Source organism: Porphyromonas sp. (assembly GCF_030529325.1).
In the GTDB taxonomy this organism is placed as follows: Bacteria; Bacteroidota; Bacteroidia; order Bacteroidales; family Porphyromonadaceae; genus Porphyromonas_A.
Genome location: NZ_JAUMXC010000027.1, coordinates 1 through 21,928, shown reverse-complemented (window position 1 = coordinate 21,928; position 21,928 = coordinate 1). Strand labels below are relative to the sequence as shown.

General features: G+C 46.4%; 19 protein-coding genes and 3 tRNA genes. 13 read left to right on the top strand and 9 right to left on the bottom strand.

The genetic code is table 11. The features are described from left to right. Positions 1-16: 16 nt before the first annotated feature. The 7 genes from Q4A14_RS05615 to Q4A14_RS05585 all read left to right on the top strand — a co-directional run bounded on the left by Q4A14_RS05615 (position 17) and on the right by Q4A14_RS05585 (position 8,796). The gene (locus Q4A14_RS05615) at positions 17-1,465 is read left to right on the top strand and encodes a RagB/SusD family nutrient uptake outer membrane protein (RefSeq protein ID WP_303170558.1); all 1,449 of its coding nucleotides are present in this window, start codon (positions 17-19) and stop codon (positions 1,463-1,465) included. A 38-nt stretch (positions 1,466-1,503) separates the two neighbouring features. Continuing rightward, positions 1,504-2,808, top strand: coding sequence for a hypothetical protein (locus Q4A14_RS05610; protein WP_303170557.1), 1,305 nt, complete (start codon positions 1,504-1,506; stop codon positions 2,806-2,808). A gap of 10 nt (positions 2,809-2,818) precedes the next feature. Continuing rightward, positions 2,819-4,531: a PKD-like family lipoprotein gene (locus tag Q4A14_RS05605; protein WP_303170555.1), complete on the top strand. Its 1,713-nt coding sequence runs from the start codon at positions 2,819-2,821 to the stop codon at positions 4,529-4,531. A 10-nt stretch (positions 4,532-4,541) separates the two neighbouring features. Continuing rightward, positions 4,542-5,642: a TlpA disulfide reductase family protein gene (locus Q4A14_RS05600; RefSeq protein WP_303170553.1), complete on the top strand. Its 1,101-nt coding sequence runs from the start codon at positions 4,542-4,544 to the stop codon at positions 5,640-5,642. Positions 5,643-5,683: 41 nt separating this feature from the next. After that, positions 5,684-6,853 carry a TlpA disulfide reductase family protein gene (locus Q4A14_RS05595; protein WP_303170551.1) on the top strand — a complete coding sequence of 390 codons (1,170 nt, stop codon included), beginning with the start codon at positions 5,684-5,686 and terminating at the stop codon, positions 6,851-6,853. Next, positions 6,846-8,066: a TlpA disulfide reductase family protein gene (locus tag Q4A14_RS05590; protein WP_303170549.1), complete on the top strand. Its 1,221-nt coding sequence runs from the start codon at positions 6,846-6,848 to the stop codon at positions 8,064-8,066. The genes Q4A14_RS05595 and Q4A14_RS05590 overlap by 8 nt, the downstream gene beginning before the upstream one ends. Before the next feature lie 343 nt (positions 8,067-8,409). Beyond that, complete coding sequence (locus Q4A14_RS05585) at positions 8,410-8,796, top strand: YkvA family protein (RefSeq protein WP_303170547.1); 387 nt, start codon at positions 8,410-8,412, stop codon at positions 8,794-8,796. A 66-nt stretch (positions 8,797-8,862) separates the two neighbouring features. Here the strand turns inward: Q4A14_RS05585 and Q4A14_RS05580 are convergent. Then, positions 8,863-8,936 (bottom strand) — tRNA-Thr (locus Q4A14_RS05580). Positions 8,937-9,302: 366 nt separating this feature from the next. Here Q4A14_RS05580 and Q4A14_RS05575 point away from each other — a divergent pair. The 3 genes from Q4A14_RS05575 to Q4A14_RS05565 are packed head-to-tail and all read left to right on the top strand — an operon-like array spanning position 9,303 to position 10,773. Further along, positions 9,303-10,058 carry an acyl-[acyl-carrier-protein] thioesterase gene (locus Q4A14_RS05575; RefSeq protein WP_303170546.1) on the top strand — a complete coding sequence of 252 codons (756 nt, stop codon included), beginning with the start codon at positions 9,303-9,305 and terminating at the stop codon, positions 10,056-10,058. A gap of 17 nt (positions 10,059-10,075) precedes the next feature. Then, positions 10,076-10,324, top strand: coding sequence for a hypothetical protein (locus tag Q4A14_RS05570; protein ID WP_303170545.1), 249 nt, complete (start codon positions 10,076-10,078; stop codon positions 10,322-10,324). Beyond that, the gene (locus tag Q4A14_RS05565) at positions 10,321-10,773 is read left to right on the top strand and encodes a nucleoside deaminase (RefSeq protein ID WP_303170543.1); all 453 of its coding nucleotides are present in this window, start codon (positions 10,321-10,323) and stop codon (positions 10,771-10,773) included. Before Q4A14_RS05570 ends, Q4A14_RS05565 begins: the two co-directional genes overlap by 4 nt. Before the next feature lie 95 nt (positions 10,774-10,868). On the opposite strand, the gene Q4A14_RS05560 is transcribed toward Q4A14_RS05565, so the two are convergent. The 5 genes from Q4A14_RS05560 to Q4A14_RS05540 all read right to left on the bottom strand — a co-directional run bounded on the left by Q4A14_RS05560 (position 10,869) and on the right by Q4A14_RS05540 (position 16,198). Further along, positions 10,869-10,941, bottom strand: a tRNA-Lys gene (locus Q4A14_RS05560). Positions 10,942-11,357: 416 nt separating this feature from the next. Next, complete coding sequence (locus Q4A14_RS05555; protein WP_303170542.1) at positions 11,358-13,337, bottom strand: hypothetical protein; 1,980 nt, start codon at positions 13,335-13,337, stop codon at positions 11,358-11,360. A gap of 113 nt (positions 13,338-13,450) precedes the next feature. Further along, positions 13,451-14,425, bottom strand: coding sequence for a glucosaminidase domain-containing protein (locus Q4A14_RS05550; protein WP_303170541.1), 975 nt, complete (start codon positions 14,423-14,425; stop codon positions 13,451-13,453). Positions 14,426-14,427: 2 nt separating this feature from the next. Continuing rightward, positions 14,428-14,976: a shikimate kinase gene (locus Q4A14_RS05545; protein ID WP_303170539.1), complete on the bottom strand. Its 549-nt coding sequence runs from the start codon at positions 14,974-14,976 to the stop codon at positions 14,428-14,430. Between the two features lie 205 nt (positions 14,977-15,181). Then, a complete protein-coding gene (locus Q4A14_RS05540) occupies positions 15,182-16,198 on the bottom strand; it encodes a M23 family metallopeptidase (protein ID WP_303170538.1) in 1,017 nt (338 codons plus the stop codon). Positions 16,199-16,711: 513 nt separating this feature from the next. Here Q4A14_RS05540 and Q4A14_RS05535 point away from each other — a divergent pair. Then, on the top strand, positions 16,712-17,977 hold the full coding sequence (locus Q4A14_RS05535) for a putative DNA modification/repair radical SAM protein (protein WP_303170537.1): 1,266 nt from the start codon (positions 16,712-16,714) through the stop codon (positions 17,975-17,977). A 20-nt stretch (positions 17,978-17,997) separates the two neighbouring features. Beyond that, a complete protein-coding gene (locus tag Q4A14_RS05530; protein WP_303170536.1) occupies positions 17,998-18,765 on the top strand; it encodes a TIGR03915 family putative DNA repair protein in 768 nt (255 codons plus the stop codon). A 173-nt stretch (positions 18,766-18,938) separates the two neighbouring features. On the opposite strand, the gene Q4A14_RS05525 is transcribed toward Q4A14_RS05530, so the two are convergent. Beyond that, positions 18,939-19,679 carry a glycosyltransferase family 2 protein gene (locus tag Q4A14_RS05525; RefSeq protein ID WP_303170534.1) on the bottom strand — a complete coding sequence of 247 codons (741 nt, stop codon included), beginning with the start codon at positions 19,677-19,679 and terminating at the stop codon, positions 18,939-18,941. A 37-nt stretch (positions 19,680-19,716) separates the two neighbouring features. Between Q4A14_RS05525 and Q4A14_RS05520 the strand changes: the two genes are divergently transcribed. Continuing rightward, positions 19,717-19,788 (top strand) — tRNA-Arg (locus tag Q4A14_RS05520). 203 nt (positions 19,789-19,991) lie between these two features. Here Q4A14_RS05520 and Q4A14_RS05515 read toward each other — a convergent pair. Both Q4A14_RS05515 and Q4A14_RS05510 read right to left on the bottom strand, forming a co-directional pair. Beyond that, on the bottom strand, positions 19,992-20,753 hold the full coding sequence (locus Q4A14_RS05515) for a porin family protein (RefSeq protein ID WP_303170533.1): 762 nt from the start codon (positions 20,751-20,753) through the stop codon (positions 19,992-19,994). Between the two features lie 10 nt (positions 20,754-20,763). Beyond that, on the bottom strand, positions 20,764-21,702 hold the full coding sequence (locus Q4A14_RS05510) for a PCMD domain-containing protein (RefSeq protein ID WP_303170532.1): 939 nt from the start codon (positions 21,700-21,702) through the stop codon (positions 20,764-20,766). Positions 21,703-21,928: the final 226 nt, after the last annotated feature.

Here is a 21,928-nt window from a genome sequence, read left to right as displayed (position 1 = left end):
TAAGTTCAGGATCGATATGAAAAACAAAATATCACAAATAACCGCATCAGCAACTATACTCTTAGGGCTGATATTTAGCACGTCGGGCTGCAACCAATGGTTTGATGTCAGTCCCAAGACTGATGTCAAGGCACAAGATCTTTATAAAACAGAAAACGGATATCTCAGTGCCTTGGCAGGTCTCTATGTCACTATGACCAAAAGTGAGGTCTATGGAAGCAATCTGTCATTTGGACTGCTTGATCATATGGCACAGATATATGACTGGCTACCCAAAGGAGACACCGATAGGGCTAAAATATATACCTACAATATAGATACACCCAATGACTATAACACAAAGTCTTTGCTTGCTTCTTCTTGGATCACAAGCTATAACATCATTGCAAATGCCAACAACCTCATAAAGTGGTTGGACCAAAATGGGACAGCAGTACTGAAAAATGAACAGACTCGTAATATGGTCAGAGGCGAAGCCCTCGCAGTAAGAGCTTATGTGCACTTTGACTTGTTGCGTGGTTGGGGACCGATCTACAAGGACGAGCCTACAGCGTTGAGCATCCCTTATCGTGTGGTAGCAGATGACAGTAAGTTGCCTCTACTCTCAGCTCAAGAGATCATAAAAAGGATACTCGAGGACTTGAATGAGGCAAGACGACTCCTCTCTCACGAGGCAGAGTCAAAGTTGATCGACATGAATGCAGATAGAAGATGCAGATTGAACTATCATGCTGTCAATGCTCTATTGGCAAGAGTTTACTGCTATGCAGGCGATGCCCCCAAGGCTGTCATGCATGCCAAGGAAGCTCTCGATAAATGCGGCCTTGATCTACAAGTAAACAATGCTGATGATCCTGCTCAATACAGGGAAGCTCTCTTTGCAGTCAATCTCAACAAGATGCCTGATAAGGTGAAGAGCATATTTGCTGAAAATCCCAAAGATATCACAGCACTCTATCACTCAACAGTCCAAACATTCAATGCTTTGTACGAAACCACCGGGACAGAGACAGAGGACATCAGAGCCAAGTCAAGCGGATTTATAAGATTCAATGACCAGGGAAAGGTGCTATCACGTAAATACATCCAAAATGAAGAAGAGATAATACCTCTGATCCGCATCCCGGAAATGTATTATATCCTATGCGAAATGTCACCTCTGAGTGAGGCTGCACAGCACCTCAACAAAGTGCGTAACAAGAGAGGTTTTGCTACCGCTTCCAACGTAAAAATCAACTCCGAAGAGGAGCGTATCAGGGAACTTGACAAAGAGTACCGCAAGGAGTTTTATGCCGAAGGACAATACTTCTTCTTCCTTAAACGTCATGCGTTCAAGACATTTATCAACTGCCCCGTGACACCTATGGGCAAGGAGCAGTATGTCTTCCAACTACCGGATCGAGAAAAAGAATACGGATGGACGATCGAATCCGAGCAAACTAAGGACAGCAAAGCCGAAAAGTGAGGACATTGTCAAGTAACTATAACAAAAAGAATACCATTATGATGAAAAATAATATCCTAATTGTCCTAATCCTGGCGAGCATCATGGCTCTAAGCTCTTGTAAGCATCAGGAGCCGCCGTTCTACGACAAAAGTTCGGACGGAGTTTACTTTGACTATGCTCTCAAGGCAGAGCTTACTCAGGAAATCAACTTTGCCGATTATGTCCTAAGGGAGAAGGAAATGGTCCCCGTAACCGTAAAAATAAAACGGTTGGGCTACTTGTCTGACAAGCCTATGAAACTTGTCATGAAAGCAAAGGATGTCAAGGACATGCCTGCTATCAATGTTCATATCCCTGAAATCTCATTTGCCGCTCAGGAGTACGAGAAAGATGTTGTGATAGAAGTCGCACCACCTGCCGAAAGAGATAAGACGTATGCTGTATGCCTTTATTTCGACACCGAAGACCCTTCATCTGATCTGAAATCAAGCGTGAAAGAATTTTCCGAGTTTGTACTTCAGGTCAAAGAATCCTTCAGCAAACCCAAGAATTGGGACTGGACGCTCCAAACATACCTCGGAGATTGGACTCCAGAAAAGCACGTCTTTATGATACAGACGCTCAAAGAAAACAACTACGCTGAATCTCAAGACTGGGGAAAATATGTGGAATACAACATAGCGGCGGTACAAGAGCTGAGAAACAGACAGCAAAAAGATCCCAACTATGTGGTGACCATAGACATTCCATTTGTACAAGAAGCAGAGTACGAAAAGCCATTTTACTGGACAACTGAGCATGACAAATATCTCGGCGCTTACACTTCATCAGGGTTTGTCTCCCTCGCAGGAGCGTTGGAAGCCAACACCGTCAATGAGAAGGAACTTTTCGCAGGTAAAAATGTCAGCATGGTAGATCTCAATAAGACTGCCGTCAAGAACATGATGAGTACATATAACACTTTCTTCTCTTGGCAATATCCCGGCAGCATGTATAAGTCTAAGCTATGGGTACCTATGCTTCCCGAACTTGAATACGAGATCATAGCTCCTTCTTGCTGGGCAAATACAGACGCGACCAAAACCATGCTCGAGAAATACTATGGTAAGTACTCTGAAGCAAAGTATAAGTTTATGCTTAGCACATGGTTAGAGCAAAAAGGGGTACAAGAATTCTGTGTTGTCCAGATGTTCCCGATCGTCGTATCATGGAGTGAAGAAGGCGAACAGGCAGGACGCTGGGACGAAAGTATAGGAGGTGAAGCTCAGATCATAGAATGCTACAAGGCCTTCAAAAAGAAATTTGATCAAAATCCCGGAGCTTACTCATTTGAATTTCCTGATGTAGTGTTGAATGATTAATCAAACATATATGAAAAAGATTATATCTCTCAGTTTACTTGCCCTCCTTACGACTTCTTGTTATAAGGATTTAGGCAATTACGAATATGACTTTGACTCCCTCAATGAGATTAAGGAAGTCGCGTTTTCGCCCAAAACATTCATCGGAGTACAAGGCGAAACGGTAGAGTTGCAACAACCTATCACAGAGGCAATAACCAGGCGTATAGAGGTAACGCTGACTCAGTCAAAGTATGAAAACCTTGACAATCTCGACTTCACATGGTTTGTCAGCAGGACAGAAGGAACCGAAACTATAACGGACACTCTCCACACAAAGGGATATCTGGATGTTCCTCTCGCGGCAGGGAAGCCCTCTCAATACAAAGTGAGATTGAAAATCCAAGATAAGGTCACATCTATCTCGAAATACGTTTCTCTATATGTCTCTACTCGTCCTATATACAAAAACAGCCTCTTCGTCCTTCATGGAGGAGGGGTAGGAAGTATGAAGTTAGGTAACATTGAAGAGTTACCTACCGGAGTGAACATAATTTCAGATGCGTTCAAGCACATCAATCCAAACGATGATAAAGCGCCTTTCAGCAATTCGATAGGTCTCGGATATTCAGCATATTATAATCTAAGAGGCCGTAAGGAGGCACACAGCTTATGTGCGTTCAAAGCTGATGGTACTGCTGACCTTTACGAACCTTTTGGGCTGACAACAAAGTTCCACGGCAACTATGTACTTCCTTATCAGGCTGAAGATCCATTTGTATTCAGCAAAATAATAGCGACAGGAGATGCAGCAAGTATCAAAGACTACAAGTGCATCCTATCTCGTGACGGAAGATTCTACGTAGCAAGGACATTCCTATGCTTCTATCAACCTGCAGGAATCACACCTCCCGATGACACATACAAAGTTACCGCAGCGACTATCACAGGCTCTCACTTTGTACTATGGGATGCGCAAAAGAATCGATTCCTTATCTTGCGCAAGGATGATGCCTTTCCTTTTGATGAGAAAGGAGCACGCAATGTTCAGCTTCGCAATCTGATCGCTGATGCTTACGTAGATTTTTCATCATTGGGTTCTGCTCTATCACCGGTAGGAAAAAGTGCCTTGTACGCATACAACAGTTATAGGGACAATTACTCAGAGGCACATCCATTCTTTATCTTCAAAGATGAAAGCAACAAGTTTTTTATCTACGAACTGACTCCGGTCGGAGGTGGAAAGGACAACGACAAGGATAAAGGAGATGGCAAGGGAGATGGCAAAGGCAAGGACGACAATCCTTCGGAAAATGCTCCTCAATTCACCATCACCGGAAAACCTCTCCGAAACCTTCCTGCAGATATCTCAACCACTACGCTGACATACAATTCTTGGTTCTCTACCAACTATATCTTCTATGCCAAGGGAGGTGCAGTATTCCGTTACAACATCTCCAATGGAGATATCGAAGAGATGTATGTAGCTCCCGAAGGATATAAAGTATCGTTGATCAAGTTCAGGACTGAGGACTCGGGTCTCTTTGTGGCAGATCTCGGACGTATATTATCTATTGGCTTGAACAAGGGCTCCGAGGGTGCTGTCGCAGAGATCAAGTTGACTACATCCGCAGATATTGACCACTCTTTCACACCAAGATTCTACGACAAAGACAAGGACGGTGTAAAGTTTGGAAATATAAAGGATCTTCAGTTTGCACACATTTACTTCTACAAAAGTTGATACTGATATTATGAATAAAATTCTTACAATTCTACTACTGACTCTCTCCGTCTCTGTCCTAAGCTACGGGCAGCAACGAGTTGAAGTCAAGGGGAAGATACAAGGCATTGACTCCGGGACCCTCATCCTTGTAGGTCAGGTATCGGAAAACAAAGTTGATACCCTCGGGTCAGCACACTTTTCCGCACCGAATTTCGAACTCTCAGCCGACGTTCCGGAGCCCATGGTTGTTCATGTCATGGTGGCAGGGTATGCCGGAGGTTTTGAGTTCATTGCAGAGCCGGGAGGACGATATACGGCCTTCCTCAAAGACGGCGATGGCTCCTTCATCAAAGGAGGGGATCTGCAAGAAAGATGGCTCAACTTTCAGTCGTGGCTTGTTTCTTCACAAGACTCTATCAGACTCACCAAAGAGAGGTACCAGGAACTGTTGGCACAAAGTAAGTACAGAAGTGCAAGTCGCACCAATGACACCTTGACTATTTTGGAGCAAAGACAGCTCCAAGGTCGAGAGCTCTTCTTAAAAGAGAATGACAATGTCATCTCCGCGTACATTGCACAGAATACCGCTTTAGCGAGGGAACTGTCTGTTGAGGACAGTAAAAATCTCTATGCTACCCTTGGACGAACCGCTCAGTCCTCTGTAAGTGGTAGGATCATGAAGGAAAGGATAGACCGCCTTCAGAAAACCTCGACAGGACAAAAGGCTCCGGACTTCACGATGCCTGACACCCAAGGCAAGATGCTCACGATCAGCAAAATTCCAGGTAAGATCAAGATCATCGACTTTTGGGCTTCATGGTGTGGTCCCTGCCGATTGAACAATAACATCCTAAAAGAGATCTACGCCACATATCACCCAAAAGGGCTGGAAATCATAGGGGTCTCCATGGATGATAAGAAAAACAAGTGGCTCGAAGCTGTCAAAAAAGATCAGCTGCCATGGATCAATATATCGGATCTGAAGGCATGGAAAGGAGAAGTGGGCAAACTATACAACATCACCGGAGTGCCTGCTCTGTTTATCCTCGATGAGCACAACTACATCATCGGTAGAGACATCAAGGGCGAAGCGCTCAAAGCTTTCTTGAAAGAAAGATTGGGCAACTAAGCTATTCTGAAAAAACAACAAAATACATGATACAAAACAGTATGAAAAAATCTTTGTTATTTCTTCTGACCACTCTGATCGGGCTGAGCCTTCATGCTCAGTCTGTCGGGAAGTTCGTGATTGAAGGCAGCCTCACAAATGACTCACTCAGATTTACCCCCAAAAAGATCTCCAAGCTCTATCTCAAGACGATAATAGACGGCAAGGAGGTTGCGGTAGATTCCAGTGCTGTTCGCAACAAAAAATTCCGCTTTGAGGGGAAAGCTCCTGAGTCTTTGACGATGTACTTCATCACCGGATTTGACAATGGCAGTATCCAAGTCTTTCCGGAAGCAGGCAAAATCAAAGTCCAACCTTTTGATGCCCGTTTCCCGACGGGAGCAAAAGTATCGGGCACTCCTAACAATGACGTATTCAATGGCTATAAGCAGCTCAACGATATCCATGTAAAAGAGGTACGTGCCAATCCTTATGGTAAGTACTCATATCTTCCCGATAGCGTCAAAGAGAGCGAGACACTGTACTTGCCTTACCGCAAGGCCAACTACCATGCTACCAGCCTTCTCTACAAGACCAAGGTGATGAAGTATGTCAAAGAGCATCTCGATGCTCCTGCCACTCTCTTCTTGATCCGATATGAGCTCTTCCACCTCTTTACGCCCAAAGTCATGGAGCGTCACTATCTGAGAGCTATCCCTGCTCATCTGCATAAGCAGCCGATGTACAAGGAACTTGTCAATCAGATCAAGGCTGCCAATCTTGCGGTCGGGAATTTCGTTCCGGACATCTCCGGTCAGACTGTCGATGGTAAGGAGATCCGACTTTCAGATCTCAAAGGCAAGTATGTACTTATTGACTTCTGGGCATCATGGTGTGCACCTTGCCGTAGAGAGTTTCCGATACTCAAGGAGGCAGTAGAATACTCTAAAAAGACGGGAAATAAGTTTGTGGTCTACAGTTTTTCTCTTGACGATAAGCACAAGGATTGGGCAGGTTGTATTGAAAAGAACAATCTCTCTCACGACAACTGGCTACATGTCAGCACACTCAAGGGCTGGAACTCAGAGGCAGTCTCTCTCTTCAACGTGACAGGTGTACCAAGGACTGTCCTTATCAGCCCCGAAGGCAAAGTCATTGCTTTCGATCTGAGAGGTGAAGAACTTCTTATGAAAGTGAAGCTCATCATGGACGGAATAGAAACCTATGAATAACCGAATAAATACAACAAGAAATATGTTTTACAGACTTATATTTTCTCTCATTGGTGCACTCTTGTGCTCTTCTACAGCCCTATCACAAGGCACCTGTCACATCAAGGGGCGTATCCACAACAACGCTCTACGCACCGAAGGCAAGACACTGTCCACCATCTATCTCAGTGTCTTTGACGAGTATGACCGTATCGTGGCGAAAGACTCCGTTCAGTTAAAAGATGGAAAGTTTGAATTTATCCAAAAAGTGGATGCCAACTCTCCCATATTGCTGTACCTCCTCACAGGATTTGACAACGGTCAAGTCCCTGTCTTCGTAGAGCCGGGGACCATCACTATCGACATCCCCCAAGCGGCATATCCGGGAGGTGGGGTTGTCTCCGGCACCAAAAACAACGACCTATACAGAGAGTACAAGGCTATATCAGACCGATGTGTTCAGATACAAAAAGACTCTCTCTCTATCATCACAAAACAGAAAGGAGAGGGATGGTTGGACACACCTGAAGGCAATATGGCTTGGATGAGAGTCGGAGCAGAAGCCATGATCCAATGCGATGCCGAACGCCTCGAATTCCTTCTCAAGCACAGCGACACACCACTCGCGCCTCTCATGCTGGAGCGCGAGATAGGGCATATGCTTCAAGAAGGCACCGAAGAGCAGTTCCTCTCCGCTCTCTCTCCCGATTTGAAGGATCACCCTTACTATCGTTCGTTCAGCAACTCCGTAAAGGCTCGTAACCTCAAAGTCGGCGCGGAAGTACCCAATATCACACTGACTTTGGCTGACGGCAGCAAGAAGTTCTTGAATGATTACAGAGGGAAGTATGTCATATTGGACTTTTGGGCTTCATGGTGTGGACCTTGCCTCAGAGAGATTCCTCACCTCGTCGAGCTATATGAGGAGTTTGTAGCAAAAGACAAAAAATTGGCTCTTATCAGCTTCTCATTGGACGATAAAGAAAAGGCTTGGAAAGGAGCCATTTCCTCAAAGGGTATCGACAAAGAGCACTGGGTGCACGCCTCAGACCTACTCGCGTGGGGCTCACCAGCAGCAAGGATGTTCGGTGTCAAAGCTGTCCCTATGATCATCCTCATTGATCCGGAAGGCAACATGATTTCATCAACATTGAGAGGAGAAGAGCTCGTGAGACGAGTACGTCAGATCATGAGTGGAGATCTATACTACGAAGGCTCTGGAAGTGACGAGTAAATCACTTTTCAGGTGATCGGATGGAGCGTCTTATGTGCTTAAAAACAGATAAAATATCCTCCGACGCACCACTGACACGTGGCTTAGAAATTGAGGGCAGAGAGACAATTTGTCTCTCTGCCCTCAATGCTTTCAGAGATCTATGTGAACGAACAATGTTGCCCCTCTGACTGTGCACCTTATGGGTCATGACTGTCACAAAAGGAGTACCCACACCCTTTTGTCCTCCAATATACATTGACAAGCAGACATATAGATATCAGGGCTGTATGTCCGTAAATTATGAGATTTCGGACAATTTGAGTAACTTAGCTATATTCCACAAGCATAACAACAGAACACAATGCAAGCACAAAAAATAAAAACACTCTTTTTTAGAGATATTCCCCGATATGCAAAGCATTTCTCCGAATCGAAATTCTTTGCCAAGCTCCTCAAAATAGGGAGCTATGTGGCAGGCGAAGTCCTACTTCCCATGTTGAGGCTATACTATGTGATGAAAGCGCCTACCACCCCACTCCACCGCAAGCTACATATTGCTGCTGCCTTGGGATACTTCATCCTGCCATTTGACTTCATCCCGGATTTTCTTGTCCCGGTACTTGGATTTGCGGATGACCTTGTAGTTGCGACGACGGTACTCAAGACGGTATCCGGATACTGTACCGATGAGATCGAAGATCGCGCACGACAGACATGTGAACGCATCCTCTCGAAGTGTAAAAAGTAAGCGAAATAGAAAAACGAAAAGCGCATTGCGAAACATCTGTTTGCAATGCGCTTTTTGTTTTGGGAGAGCCTCTTGTCGGATTCGAACCAACGACCCCGAGATTACAAATCACGTGCTCTGGCCAACTGAGCTAAAGAGGCAAAAGGGTAAGCTGACTATATCGCGCCGCTACAACCGACTGCCCTTGCTGCGGTCAAGCCCTGGGGGAATTCATCAGGAGCTGGCCGTATAGGACTTACCCACTGCAAAGTTACGAATATTTTCCAATATCGCAAACCCGACCCTCTCCTTCTATCTCCGAGAGCGGCTTTCACGCAGACACGAGACGAGACACAAGAGATAAAAAAGCACAGAAAAAGACTATGAAAGCGCTCATTTTCATCAGGAAGGAGAGCAGGCAGTATCCGACTGCTCTTTTCAGCCAAGGAGACAGAAAAAAGTAAAAAAAGCATCGCTCAGATTGAACAATAATGTGTTTCTTTGTAACACACTTTCAAGCGATACAAATGATAGTAGAAGACATATACGGACTATTCACCATACGGTTCGAACTCTGGCCTTTTCATCTCGACCTCAACAACGATTATCCCCTCGCTCAGATCATCAGCAGGATGATCCATGTTGCCGGGGTGCATGCAGACAGTCGGGAGTTTGGGATCAGAGATCTCAACAAAAATGGCTACACATGGGTGTTGCATCGCCTCAGCGTCAAGTTTGACCGTCGCATCAAGGTCGGACATCCGATAGACATCTCGACCGGTATACTCAATAGAGATGGAGTGGTCACCCAACGTATATTCATCATCACTCAAGGTGGCGAAGTCATCGCCACAGGCATGAGCCACTGGGTAGCAATAGACCTGAAGAGTCGTCGGCCTACCCCTATCTCCAACGTCATCACCCACGATGTATGCATCCGAGAGAAACCTCTCGTAGATTTCCCCATCGTTCCTCGCAAACTCATCGAGGGCGACGAAATATTTACGAAAGCCATCGATCATATCGTCAGGTATTCGGATCTCGACCTCAACAAACATGTCAACACGTCCGTATGGGTATCTGTGGCGATGAACAGCTTGGACTTGGATCGCTTCACCAACCATTATGTCGCACAAGCCGACCTACACTTCGTCAATGAGGCTTTTTGGGGAGATACCCTGGAAATTGAGCACCACGGTGATGGACTATGTGACAAGATGAGAGTAAGGGGTGCTGAGGGCAAGGACTGCTTCATCCTCTCTCTCCAATGGGATAGGAAGTAAGGCAAAAGACAGAAAGCATGGCGATAAAACCAAGCAAGACAAGACCTGCGAGACGTCAGGTATCTGTGAAAAAAGAAAGGCGGGATTGTCCTCTCGCCATGATGCTCACACCCTCGGAGCACGAACTGATACAACACTTTGTGAAAAAGCATAAGATATCAAACAAATCGGACTACTTCCGCAGGCTCATACTTACCGAGGTCTTCAACAAACTGAACATTAACTATCCGACCATTTTTGAGGAGGACGAACTCTTTGGCAAATGACAAGCAACGCACCTATATTCAGCGACGAGTACTTCATGCGCCTTGCGCTCATCGAGGCACAGCAGGCAGCCGATGAGGGAGAGATACCCATCGGTGCAGTCATCGTGACCAACGACAAAGTCATCGCTCGTGCCCACAATCGCTCCGAAGCTCTGCTAGACACCACGGCTCATGCCGAACTCATGGCTATCACCTCAGCCCAAAACTATCTGGGCGCAAAATTCCTCTCCGACTGTACACTCTACGTCACCGTGGAGCCTTGCGTGATGTGTGCAGGAGCTATCCGATGGGCAAGATTTGCCCGTGTCGTATGGGGTGCGGATGAACCAAAGAGCGGTTTTTCACGATTCTCGACCGAGATATTCCACCCCAAGACAGTCATTTCATCAGGCATCCTTGCCGATGAGTGCGCAGACCTCATGCGCCAATTCTTCGCCTCTCGCAGGTAATCCCACGACAACCAACTCCCTATCGTTCAATCAGTCTCTATCGAGACCTCAAATAAAAAAAGGTAGAGGGACTCTCCCGAGTTCCTCTACCTTCGTGATTCGCCTGGGGCTCGAACCCAGGACCCCATCCTTAAAAGGGATGTGCTCTACCTGCTGAGCTAGCGAATCATACTGTCAATTATGAAAATCAAATGAAAACAAGCAGATGAATCACTTCATTGCGGTGCAAAGGTAAGCAGAATATCTTAAACACACAAATCCCTACCAAAAAAACTGCATATTCCCTAAATTTAACTTCAAACCAAACCCTGAATCTCCCGAGCTCCGGCGACGAAATAATGCAGTACCACCCCCCCGAAAAAAGTCGTCTAACCTCCGACAACAACTTAGAAAACTTCATTCATCAAGTTAGACAACCATTTTTATCAGGTTAGACACATCGATTTCGAGAGTTGTATACCTGCTCCCCGCGGACTGTTATCGGACATCGATAAAATAACTCAGAAAGCCCAAAAGAAAACCTCCGCCACCCGTGATACACTGAGATGGCGGAGGTTTGTTATTTTGGAGGTTTATCAGAGGATTTATCTACCTCTTTCGTTTTCGAGAGCAGCCTTTGCAGCCTCTATGACGGGAGCTGTGGAAACTTCTGCACCTACGGCATGCTTCATCCACAGATTGGGGATGAGGCGCCCTGCAGTAAACATCCTCTCGACTTCCCCGGCAAATGGGCGGCCTTCCATATATGCATGGATCTGGTAGTTGATGAGATGACCCACGGCATAATTGGGCAGGTAGAGAGGGTATGCGAGCATGTGAGAATAGATGCCCAGTAGGATTTCGTCCTTTCCTCCGAGGATGCCTGCATAGTATTTGTTCCAGACAAACTTGGAGATATTGAGGACTGCCTCGCGCAACTGTGCGGGAGTGGCGTTGGGATGAGCATACAGCCACTGCCAGACTCGTATATCGACGAGGGAGACACCCATGATCTCATAACAGCTCCAAAAGACATCAAGGGCAGTCTGATCGAGTTCGGGACTGCTTTGAAGGCCGAGAAGTTGGAGGTCTTTGGCCTGGAAAAGAAATGCAAGAGCTTCGGTAAAGCCCGTATTGGGTACACCGTTGAGCATGTAGTAGTCGACGTCGTTCATCGAAAGAGTCTGCTCGACATTGTGCCCAAACTCATGGACGGCGATGTTGTAGCCCTTGTAATCCATACCCTTGTCTGATATGCGTGTACGGAGACGGGCTGCATCACCTCTCATCTGTGCTCCCATGGCATGTCCGGCACCTCGTGACGGATCGACCTCGATGAGAGCAGCGATCTGTTGCGCACGTGCAGGTGTCCAACCGAACTTGATGAGGATATATGGGAGATCATCCTTGAGTGCTTGAGGATTGGGGTACTTCTTGGACGTCATCTCGGTGAGCTTCTGTTCGTCCATGGTGCCACGGGCTTTGAACCCATCGTACCATATATCAAAAGGTTCGAGAGGACGACCGAGTCGGGCAGAGATGTGCGCAGCTACCTCCTTGACGACAGGATCTTTCAGCAGGGACTCAAAAAGGGTCTCGACATCATCGAGCATCATCTCCATATCAAGTTCTATGGCGCGATCTATCTGTGTAGGATAGTGTGGAGAATATGCATCGAGCTTTTTAGCGGCATTGAAGGTCTCCAAAAGATGCGCATAGCGGGTATCAGGTTCACGAGTGGCATCGAGCATGACTTCATCACCCTTGTAAACCTTGTTGGTATAAGGGTCCCAAGTCACCTCTTCGTTGTTAATCACGACAGCAGGAATACTTTGATCGATGATGTGCTTCATGACCTCGTAGATCATCCTCTGTTTGGCAACACCTTGAGCCGGATCAGCGTAATTGGACTTCAGTTCGTCTCGGAGTCCCCAGTGGGAGATAAGCTTCATACCCTGAGGGAAAAATCTCTTGCCGGCATCATCCACGAGATTACTCATGATGATGTTGTAGTCTGCGATATAAGAGTCATTGGAAGTGAGTGCCGTGGAAAGCTCCTGACGCAAATCTGCAGGGACACGAGAAGTAAAGCGGTCTCCCATACGAGCATAGGCCCACTCCTCGCGAGTCCAGTTCTCTCCCTTCTCAGACTTTTCAGAGAGGGTATAGTGCGGGAAATTGAGCATTGTGATAAATGCAATCTTATTCGCAAAAAGGTCAGCGTCAAGGTGAGCCCCGGGATCGTAAGCTCCGAAGATCATGTCGATATCAGTGGTAGGAGGCCCGGAGACGTGCAGGGGTATCTTGAGTCCGGCATCGATCTTGTGGAGATAGCCGTTGAGGATTTCAAAGTTGGACTCAAGTTTCTTGTAGAGAGTCCTCAACTGCGTGTCATCACTGACAAAGTGCTTGAGGCAGAACTCCTCAAACTCTTTGGCACTGCCGTCTCCCTCTTCCCACAAGAGAGCAACCTGAACGACCCCTCTCTCCACACGGAAAGCATGCTCCTCTCCGACGGATTTCTTTAGGGACTTGATGGCGTTGTCGATCTGAACCTGAGAGATAAAACGTTGATGTTCGGTCATGGTCTCTGCCTTTTTACATCCTGTGAAAAGGTAAAGAGATAAACTCGCAACAACAGCAAGAAACAAACTCACTCTTTTCATAAGTAAAAGTTAATTAGGTTAGTATAAACACTTTATCGCAACAAGAGGACATCTCCCTCACGAGGGATATACTCGTCCGAAAGTCGATTGATAGCATAAAGAGAGGAGAGCTTGATACCATAAGTCTGAGCTATCTGGTGGATAGACTCTCCCACTTTTACCACGTGTTCGTAGTGAGGGGGGATAGCCTTCGATCTCTTTGGTTGAAGATAAACGATATCTCCCACTGAGAGAGGATACCCCTCCGGAAAGTCATTGTACTTGGAGAGCTTACGCTCGCTCATCTCCATCTCACGAGCAATATCTGCAAGTGTTTCTCCGTTTTGGACAATGGTATAAAGCAATTCGTTACCGATATACGCAGGTCTTACGCCTCTCTCGACCTTGGGTTGCTTGGACTTGACAGATACCGGACTCTTAGGCTTGTCATAAGCGTAGAGACGCTTGGGATTTTCCTTATCGATGAGGTAGAGTCTATTGTCCTCGATGAGCTTGATGAGGGCATTGGCATAACCCTTGTTGGTTGCATAACCACACTCCTGAAGGCCTCTTGCCCAACCTTTATAGTCCGTGGTCTTGAGTTTGAAGAGACGCGAATAACGCTTGTTTTTCAAGAAATAACTGTGATCGAGGAAAGACTCCTCCACCGTATCATAAGCCCTGAAACACTCATTGGGAAGATCATCGTTGTGATAACTCTTTCTACCCGTCCAACTGCGGTGGCATTTGATCCCGAAGTGGTTGTTGGCCTCACGAGCGAGACGACTCTTTCCGGCACCACTCTCGAGTATACCCTGGGCCAACTTGATACTTGCAGGGATACCATGCTTGTGTTGTTGCTCAAGAGCCAAAGGGGCATACTTGTTGATATAGTCGTTGTAAGGTGTATGTGACCGCGCTGCAGGCACAGGTCTCGGAGCCTGCTTTACCGTACTACAGGAAGAAATCCCCAACCCTGCCAAAAGCAGGGTAAGCGATGTCAGTGTATTATGAAAGTATCTCTTCATTATTATTGTTCCCCTTTTGTTAAAAGTGAATATATATCTTGTGCTATGCGCTTTTCATCCTCGACAGTCATCATCCCGGAGACATCTACAGTATAGTGCGCCCGGCTGTAATAAGGCTCTCTCTTGGGCAAAGTCTCCTCTACATACTTACGGATACCTTCTTTGTCGAGATGTGCCACAAGCGGTCTCGTAGCCTTGCAGATCTCCAATCTCTCCGTAAGGCTGTCAATATTGCTGTACAGATAAACAACTGTACCTCGGGATCTCATGATGCCTATATTTTCGTCCGAACACGGCATACCTCCACCTGTCGCGATGATCAGATCTTTATACAAAGATAGCTCGATCAGTATGACGGTCTCACGCTTGCGGAACTTATCCACTCCGCAACAAGCGAACATATCAGAGATCGAACTATGATACTTCTTCTCTATATAGGCATCGGTATCCACGTATTTGCGCCCGCTGATTTCAGCCAGATGGCGGGCTATTGTGGTCTTTCCCACGCCTGAAAAACCGATAAGGAATATAGGTCTTGGATCTTCTTTCATGAATCTTTTTCTATTCTATACAAATACAAATAAGGGCCGCTTCGAAAGTGAACTCTCCGAATCAGCCCTTACCTGGTGCAGTCACAAATGACTCTGCACTTATCAACAGACACGCCGCACTACGACAATCACCCCAGAGTCATAAACTCACGAAGGTAGCAGCCGTGCTATTACTCCTCTGCGAAACGCGCCCTTAATCTTTTTCTTAGCTTATCCTCAAGGATTTACCTATCTTCAGCAGAGACTTGGTCGTAATACGATTGAGCTTACATATCTGGTTGACCGAAGTACCATACTTTGCCGCTATGGTAGAGAGAGTATCTCCTTGCTTGATCTTATGCACTACGATCTTGGATCCGTTGCCTGAAGACTTCTTCCTTGCCAACTGGTTGGTTCCCGAAAGTCCTCTGAAGCTCTTTGCCTTGACGAAGACATATGCATCTCTTAGAGGGATACCGTTGTCAAAATCGATGATTTCCTCAGGGTTGATGGGGATCCCCATAAATCTTGTTTCAAAGTGTAGGTGAGGCCCTGTCGAACGCCCGGTGTTGCCACCAAGAGCAATAGGCTCACCTGCTCTCACGATCTGATCAGGACCGACAAGATGCTTCGAAAGGTGTCCATAAACAGTCTCGAGACCATTGGGGTGACGGATGACAACATAATTACCATAACCCTTGCGCTCGAAGTCTACGACACGTACCTTCCCGTCAAATGCAGCACGCACAGTATCTCCCACTTGCAATTTCAAGTCGATACCATAGTGCATACGACGGAAGCGACGGCGATAGCCAAATCTTGATGTAGTAGCTGTGACGGATGTCAGAGGATATGAAAACTCGGTGCAGTCTATCGAACAAGTATCGGGGATTGATACGGATGTAGCACCTGCGAAAGGATTGACAAATTCGCTCCAGGAGTCCTCACCATAGATATCGGAAGCGGGATTTTCGAGCTCTTCGACAGATACTTCTGCCATCGCCTTTCTGAGCTCAAGGACTCTTCTTTTGTCCTTTATGTTGAGGTTATCAGCGCGCAACTCGTTTGTGGGCTTGATCTCCTCATTAGCCGTTGTCGGCGTTTTCTTTGTTTCCGTTGTAGTGACCGTCACTTCGATCTTTTTGACAGGCACATCCAACGTCTTTACCGGTGGGTTCGTGGCATTGGCGAAGCTAAATAGGCACGATCCCGAACAAAGCAGCAAAATCTGTTTGATCGTCATTAGTCTAAAGTTTCGTCTTTGTTAACACTTAGGTCTGAGGGATCTCCCACAGCTTCCTTCACCTGACTTTGAGTGAAGGGTTGAGCCCAAAGACCCGTTTATTCAACCAAAAAGATGAAACCCATAAAAGAGCCGAACCCCTAAATACGCTGAAAACGTAAAGTACACAAGGGGCTAAACTCCACTATGGACTTCGTCCTGATCGCTAAATTACTAATTTTCATCACAACAACAATACTTTTTTCCGAAGAATCTCCTTATTTCAGGTTAATTAACGAGGATTTACCCGCTTTTTTTGATCACTTCACATCTCATTTTAGGATGTATTTATGTCGGCGGGACTCTCATATTTACAGAATATCAAGAGAGCAACAACAAGAAAAAAGCCTCCCCGACTTCTCAAAAAAAGACTCTATCCTACTCGATGAATTATTTTCGGACGGATTAAGATTTTAACCGCAAAATGCGTTATTTTTGTATCAGTAAGACCCAAAGCTAATAACTCTTTTCCTAATGAATGAAAGTACGATCGAAAAGCTGAAAACACTCGCCGAAGCCGCCAAGTATGATGTATCCTGTGCATCCGGCGGTTCATCTCGCAAAAACACGAGCGGAAGCATAGGTAACGCTTCCGGATGGGGCATATGCCATAGCTTCACTCCGGACGGGCGTTGCATATCCTTATTCAAGATACTGCTCACCAATCACTGTATATACGATTGTGCTTACTGCTCAAACAGAAGGAGCAATGACATCAAAAGGACAATGTTCACGCCGGAAGAACTGGCCGAACTGACGATCGAGTTTTATCGCCGAAATTACATCGAGGGGCTCTTCCTCAGTTCCGGAGTGATACGCAATCCTGACTATACGATGGAGCAGATGCTGAGGGTCGTGACGCTGCTCAGAGAAGTGCATCGATTCAACGGCTATATCCACATGAAAAGCATCCCGGGCGCAAGTCGGGAATTGGTAGCAAAGGCAGGAACTTATGTGGACAGAATGAGTGTCAATCTGGAGATCCCATCAGAAGAAAACCTGAAACTGCTGGCACCGGAAAAGGACTACGCGAGCGTTTTCGGTCCCATGAGCTTCATCCATCAGGGGATGTTGGCAAGCATCGAAGAGCAAAAGAAGTTCAGATCCGCGCCCAAGTTTGTACCCGCCGGCCAAAGCACACAGATGATCATAGGTGCAACACCGGACAGCGACAAGCAGATATTGACTCTGGCATCGGCCCTGTACAGACGGCCTTCGTTCAAGAGGGTCTACTACTCCGGGTATATACCGATCAACAGTGGTGACAGTCGTCTACCGGCTCTACAAACCCCTCCGCTGATACGCGAAAACAGGCTGTATCAGGCGGATTGGCTGATGAGGTTCTACCACTTCAATGCTGAGGAGATCGTAGATGACCTGCATCCCGACCTGGATCTGGACGTAGATCCCAAGATGGGATGGGCGCTCCGACATCCGGAGTATTTCCCCGTGGATCTGAACAGAGCCCCCTATGAAGTCATACTGAGAGTACCGGGAATAGGTGTCAAGTCGGCTAAGTTGATCCTCGCCTCACGGAGGTTCGGCATGCTACACTCTTTTCAGCTGAAAAGGATGGGGGTTGTCATGAAAAGGGCACAATACTTCATCGTCTGCAGAGATCTCCCGATGCGAACGATCAATGAGGTAACACCGGAGTATGTGCGCAGACAAGTGTCACAAAAGAAGGTGCAGGAGGCTTTGGCCAAGTCAATGCAACTCCCCTTGAATTTTGGAGAATAATCCTATCACACACAAAAAAGATGATCCTATTCGTCTACGACAAAACCCTTGAGGGACTACTATCTTGTGTCTTTTTTGCCTACCAACGGAAGGTCTCTCCCGATGCCATCCTTCCGGAGTCCGCACAGAAGCCACTCCTTGTCGATGAGACTTATCCGATAAAGACGGATACCGAAAAAGCCGGACGTGTGTGGGCAGTTTTGGAAAAGAAACTCTCCAAAATCTCCCAAAACATGTTCCTCCTGGTGTGGCTGTCGGAACTCCCGGAGGTCGAAATGCTCCTCTTCAGATACATCCGAAAGATAGTCGACTCCCCCGAGGGGTTTGAAATGAACTTCGGAGACAAGGACATCATGCGAGTCAAGGACATTGCGAAAAAGGTGGCGGGAGAAGCAAGAAAGCTCATCCAGTTTGTACGATTCCAACGCACGGCAGACGACATATATTTTGCCCCCATCTCACCACAGTTCAACATACTTTCCCTCATCGCCTCCCACTTCGAAGCCAGATACGCAGACCAACAATGGATCATCTACGATACGGGCAGGAACTCAGGGCTCTACTACGACAAGCAAGCCACAAGCTACATAACCCTCTCAGAGGAGGATGCCAAGGCTCTGAAAGACGGGAAGGTAGAGGAAGAAAAACTATCAGAAGAGGAAGTGTTCTTCCAAAAAATGTGGAAGGAGTATTTCCGGAGCATCACCGTCAGAGAGCGCATCAATCTCAAACTCCAACGCCAACACATGCCGAAACGGTATTGGAAATACCTACCGGAAGTGCAGTAGAAAAGGGAAGATTTCTTGTCCGAGAAAATTTCCCTCTCGAAAGGGATAAAAGAAGGAGTCTAACTTGATTCGTCAAGTTAGACTCCTTCTTCATTCAAGTTAGACTCCTTATTTTTGACCCTTCTATACCTTCTCGATCCATCGCGGAAAGCTGCCCGATCCGAGGCCGACTCTTACTTCAAAAACAAGGCTCTCCAAACAAAAACAAAGTGCCACCACAAGGTGGACACAAGCCCGTAGTGCTTGCGCATGATAGCAAAACGCTCACGAAGGGATGCCCTGTGGTTTTTTGTTGTTGCCCCCTCGGATAGATAGTCCGTGAGGACCATGTGGGTATTGTGATTGTGGGAGGATCGTCTGAGCACCTTGATGCACCAGTCCACGTCAGCCGAAAAACGGTAAGAGAAGTCATACATCGGCACGAGATCTCGACGAGCATAAAAGGACTGATGACAGACGAGCATACCTCGGCGAAAACTGCCGGCGGTCAAGACCTCCGGCGGAGACAGACGGCGACGACGAAGCCTGCGACGATCTGCATCGACAATGTCGGTATCCCCATAGATCACTCCCGGAAGCGGCGCTCCTACCTGAGCAAAGGCCTCAGCCAGAGTATTATCTCGATGGAAAAGGTCTCCGGCATTCATAAAACAAACATAATCGCCTGTGGCAAGGACTATCCCCTTATTCATCGCATCGTAGATGCCTCGATCCGGCTCGGAGAGGATGACGTCGATCTTTTCGCGATATCGCGACAACACCTCGGGAGTGGCATCCTTGGAAGCCCCATCGATGACGATATAGTGGATGTGAGGATAGGTCTGAGACAAGACCGAACGGATGGTCTTTTCCAAATCCTCAGCGGCGTTGTAACAGACTGTAATTACTGATATAGTTGGCTTATTTCCTTGCATATAATCTAAAAAAAGTCTACTTTTGTAGCTCCAACGAGGCCCTGTAGTTCAACGGATAGAACGGAAGTTTCCTAAACTTTAAATAGGAGTTCGATTCTCCTCGGGGCTACTTTTTCTGAGCCATTTCCTCCATGGAGGGAATGGCTTCTTTTATAGGGTCAGTTCCTCCGATTCGTCTACGGCATTCAAAATTAAGAATATCTTGTCCATTGGGCTATACATCCATAGAATTATTTCATTTTCAGGCACAAAAAAAGAGTCCGCAGAGGATAAAACCCCTACGGACTCTTTTTGTATCGTTGGTAAAGCTGACTACCTGAACAACATGTAGCTGAACCCGACAAAGCCATAAGCGTTGTAAAGATTGAACGGCATCACGTCAAAAGAGCTCTTGAGCACCGATGTAGCACCGAGATTGACCTGACCGGTCACGGCTATGCGAGATGTGAAATAGTAATCAAAAGACAAGCGCCCCCCAAAATCAACAGGACTGAACTGCCCGGAGAAGTCAAAATCAACGAGAGCTCCCTTCTTCAACTCCCTATAATCAAGCATACCGTCTCCGTCAAGCGTGACCTTAAACTCCTTCTGCATCAGGTACGAAAGATAAAAACCGAGATGCACCCTGAACTTTTCGTTGGGAGTGACATAAGTCGCCACGACAGGCAGTGTCAGATAACTATTGGCTACCTCTGTACTGTTGTCTCCGGTATAAGTGTTACCCTCAAAACCATACTTCTTCATGTGGACATTGAGACCGCTGACATGGGTAGAGGCATACATCCCCTTCTTCTCAAACTCTATACCTGAAGTGATACCCCAACATCGATCGGAGTCAAATCGGTAAGTCCCCCAGGCCTTGAGAGCTATATTCATGTGCGGAGTCCATGTGTGTATCTTATCTACCTCTGCGGGCTTTGGCATGGGAGTTGTCGCTCCGACATTAAGCCCTGCCGTGACACCGTATTCGATACGCTTGGCAAAAGATCTTTCTGCCGTCTGAGCTTCTACTGCGACACTTGCTACAAGGAGAAGTGCCGTCATCATAAGTGGCTTGATCATCGTCTTCATCATATCCGGTTCGTTATTTAGACTCGTTCTTTAGTGATTCTCCCTTGACTTGCAGTTCGTCAACACATAGGGTACTTCCCACCGCACCAAGGAAAAGATCACCCTTGGCACTTGAAGACATCACAATGGCAAGACGATATTTCTTCTTTCCAAAGTCGAGAGTCTTCATGGCTTCCTCATTGATGGTCTCAAACTTAGCTTCAAATTGCTTCCATTCGTCACCCTCTGTATCATCTGCGATAAATTTGGCAACCGCAACAATACGAGCATCTGTATAAAGCGTCTCACCGTTGAGATATGTTTCATCCGAAGTAATCTCATAGAAAACTGAAGTGATAGAACCTTGATCCTTACCTTCGACGCCTTTACCCGTCTTTCCATTGATATACTTCTCACCCGCCTTGAACTTATAGTATCCGATGAGTTTGATCGGCTTAAGAGCATACCCTGTGCCAAACATCGTAGCTTTCAATGGAGTAAGCAAGAGCTCACTATGCTTCAAAAGACCGTTATACAGAGAACCGGGAATAATATATGAACCCATACCAAAGAGCATCAAGCCCTCATTGGTCCTTAAGCGCAAACCCTTCCCTGACCGGCCCGGCTCGGCAAAGTAAACCGGGAAATCCTCGGCTTTTGCTCTGGGATCCTTCATAGAATAGCCGAAGTTGCTGGCAGACTTCCAAAAGCGTCCGGACTCCGTTTTATCAGCATCATCCTTTTGCTCAGGCATCATATACTTATTAAACTCTTCAGAGTTTGGTTTCTGTACCTGAGACCAGTCATCAAAGCTAAATGTTTTGATCTCATACACTCGCTTTGCTTCCTTCTCGAGCTCTGCGGCAATGGCATTTCGCTTCTCTTTGATAGGATCATTTCCATTACAGTTAGAGAAAGCAACCCAAACAAAAAGTGACAAGGCTGCCACCTTCATTACAGTTTTTATATTCATAACCATGAACTAAAGTTAAACATAATGTCCTCATATGTAGGGAACAGATAAAAAAAAGACCCGAGATTCTGAGGAATCTTGGGTTCAATCTTTCTTACATTACCTACTAACCTAATATATTATATAGCATACCGAACCAAGGAAGTTGACAAGTTGTACAACAGTCATACAACAACTACTGCCACTCCTATAAATTCACCTAAAAATCTCAAGCCTTCATACAAGA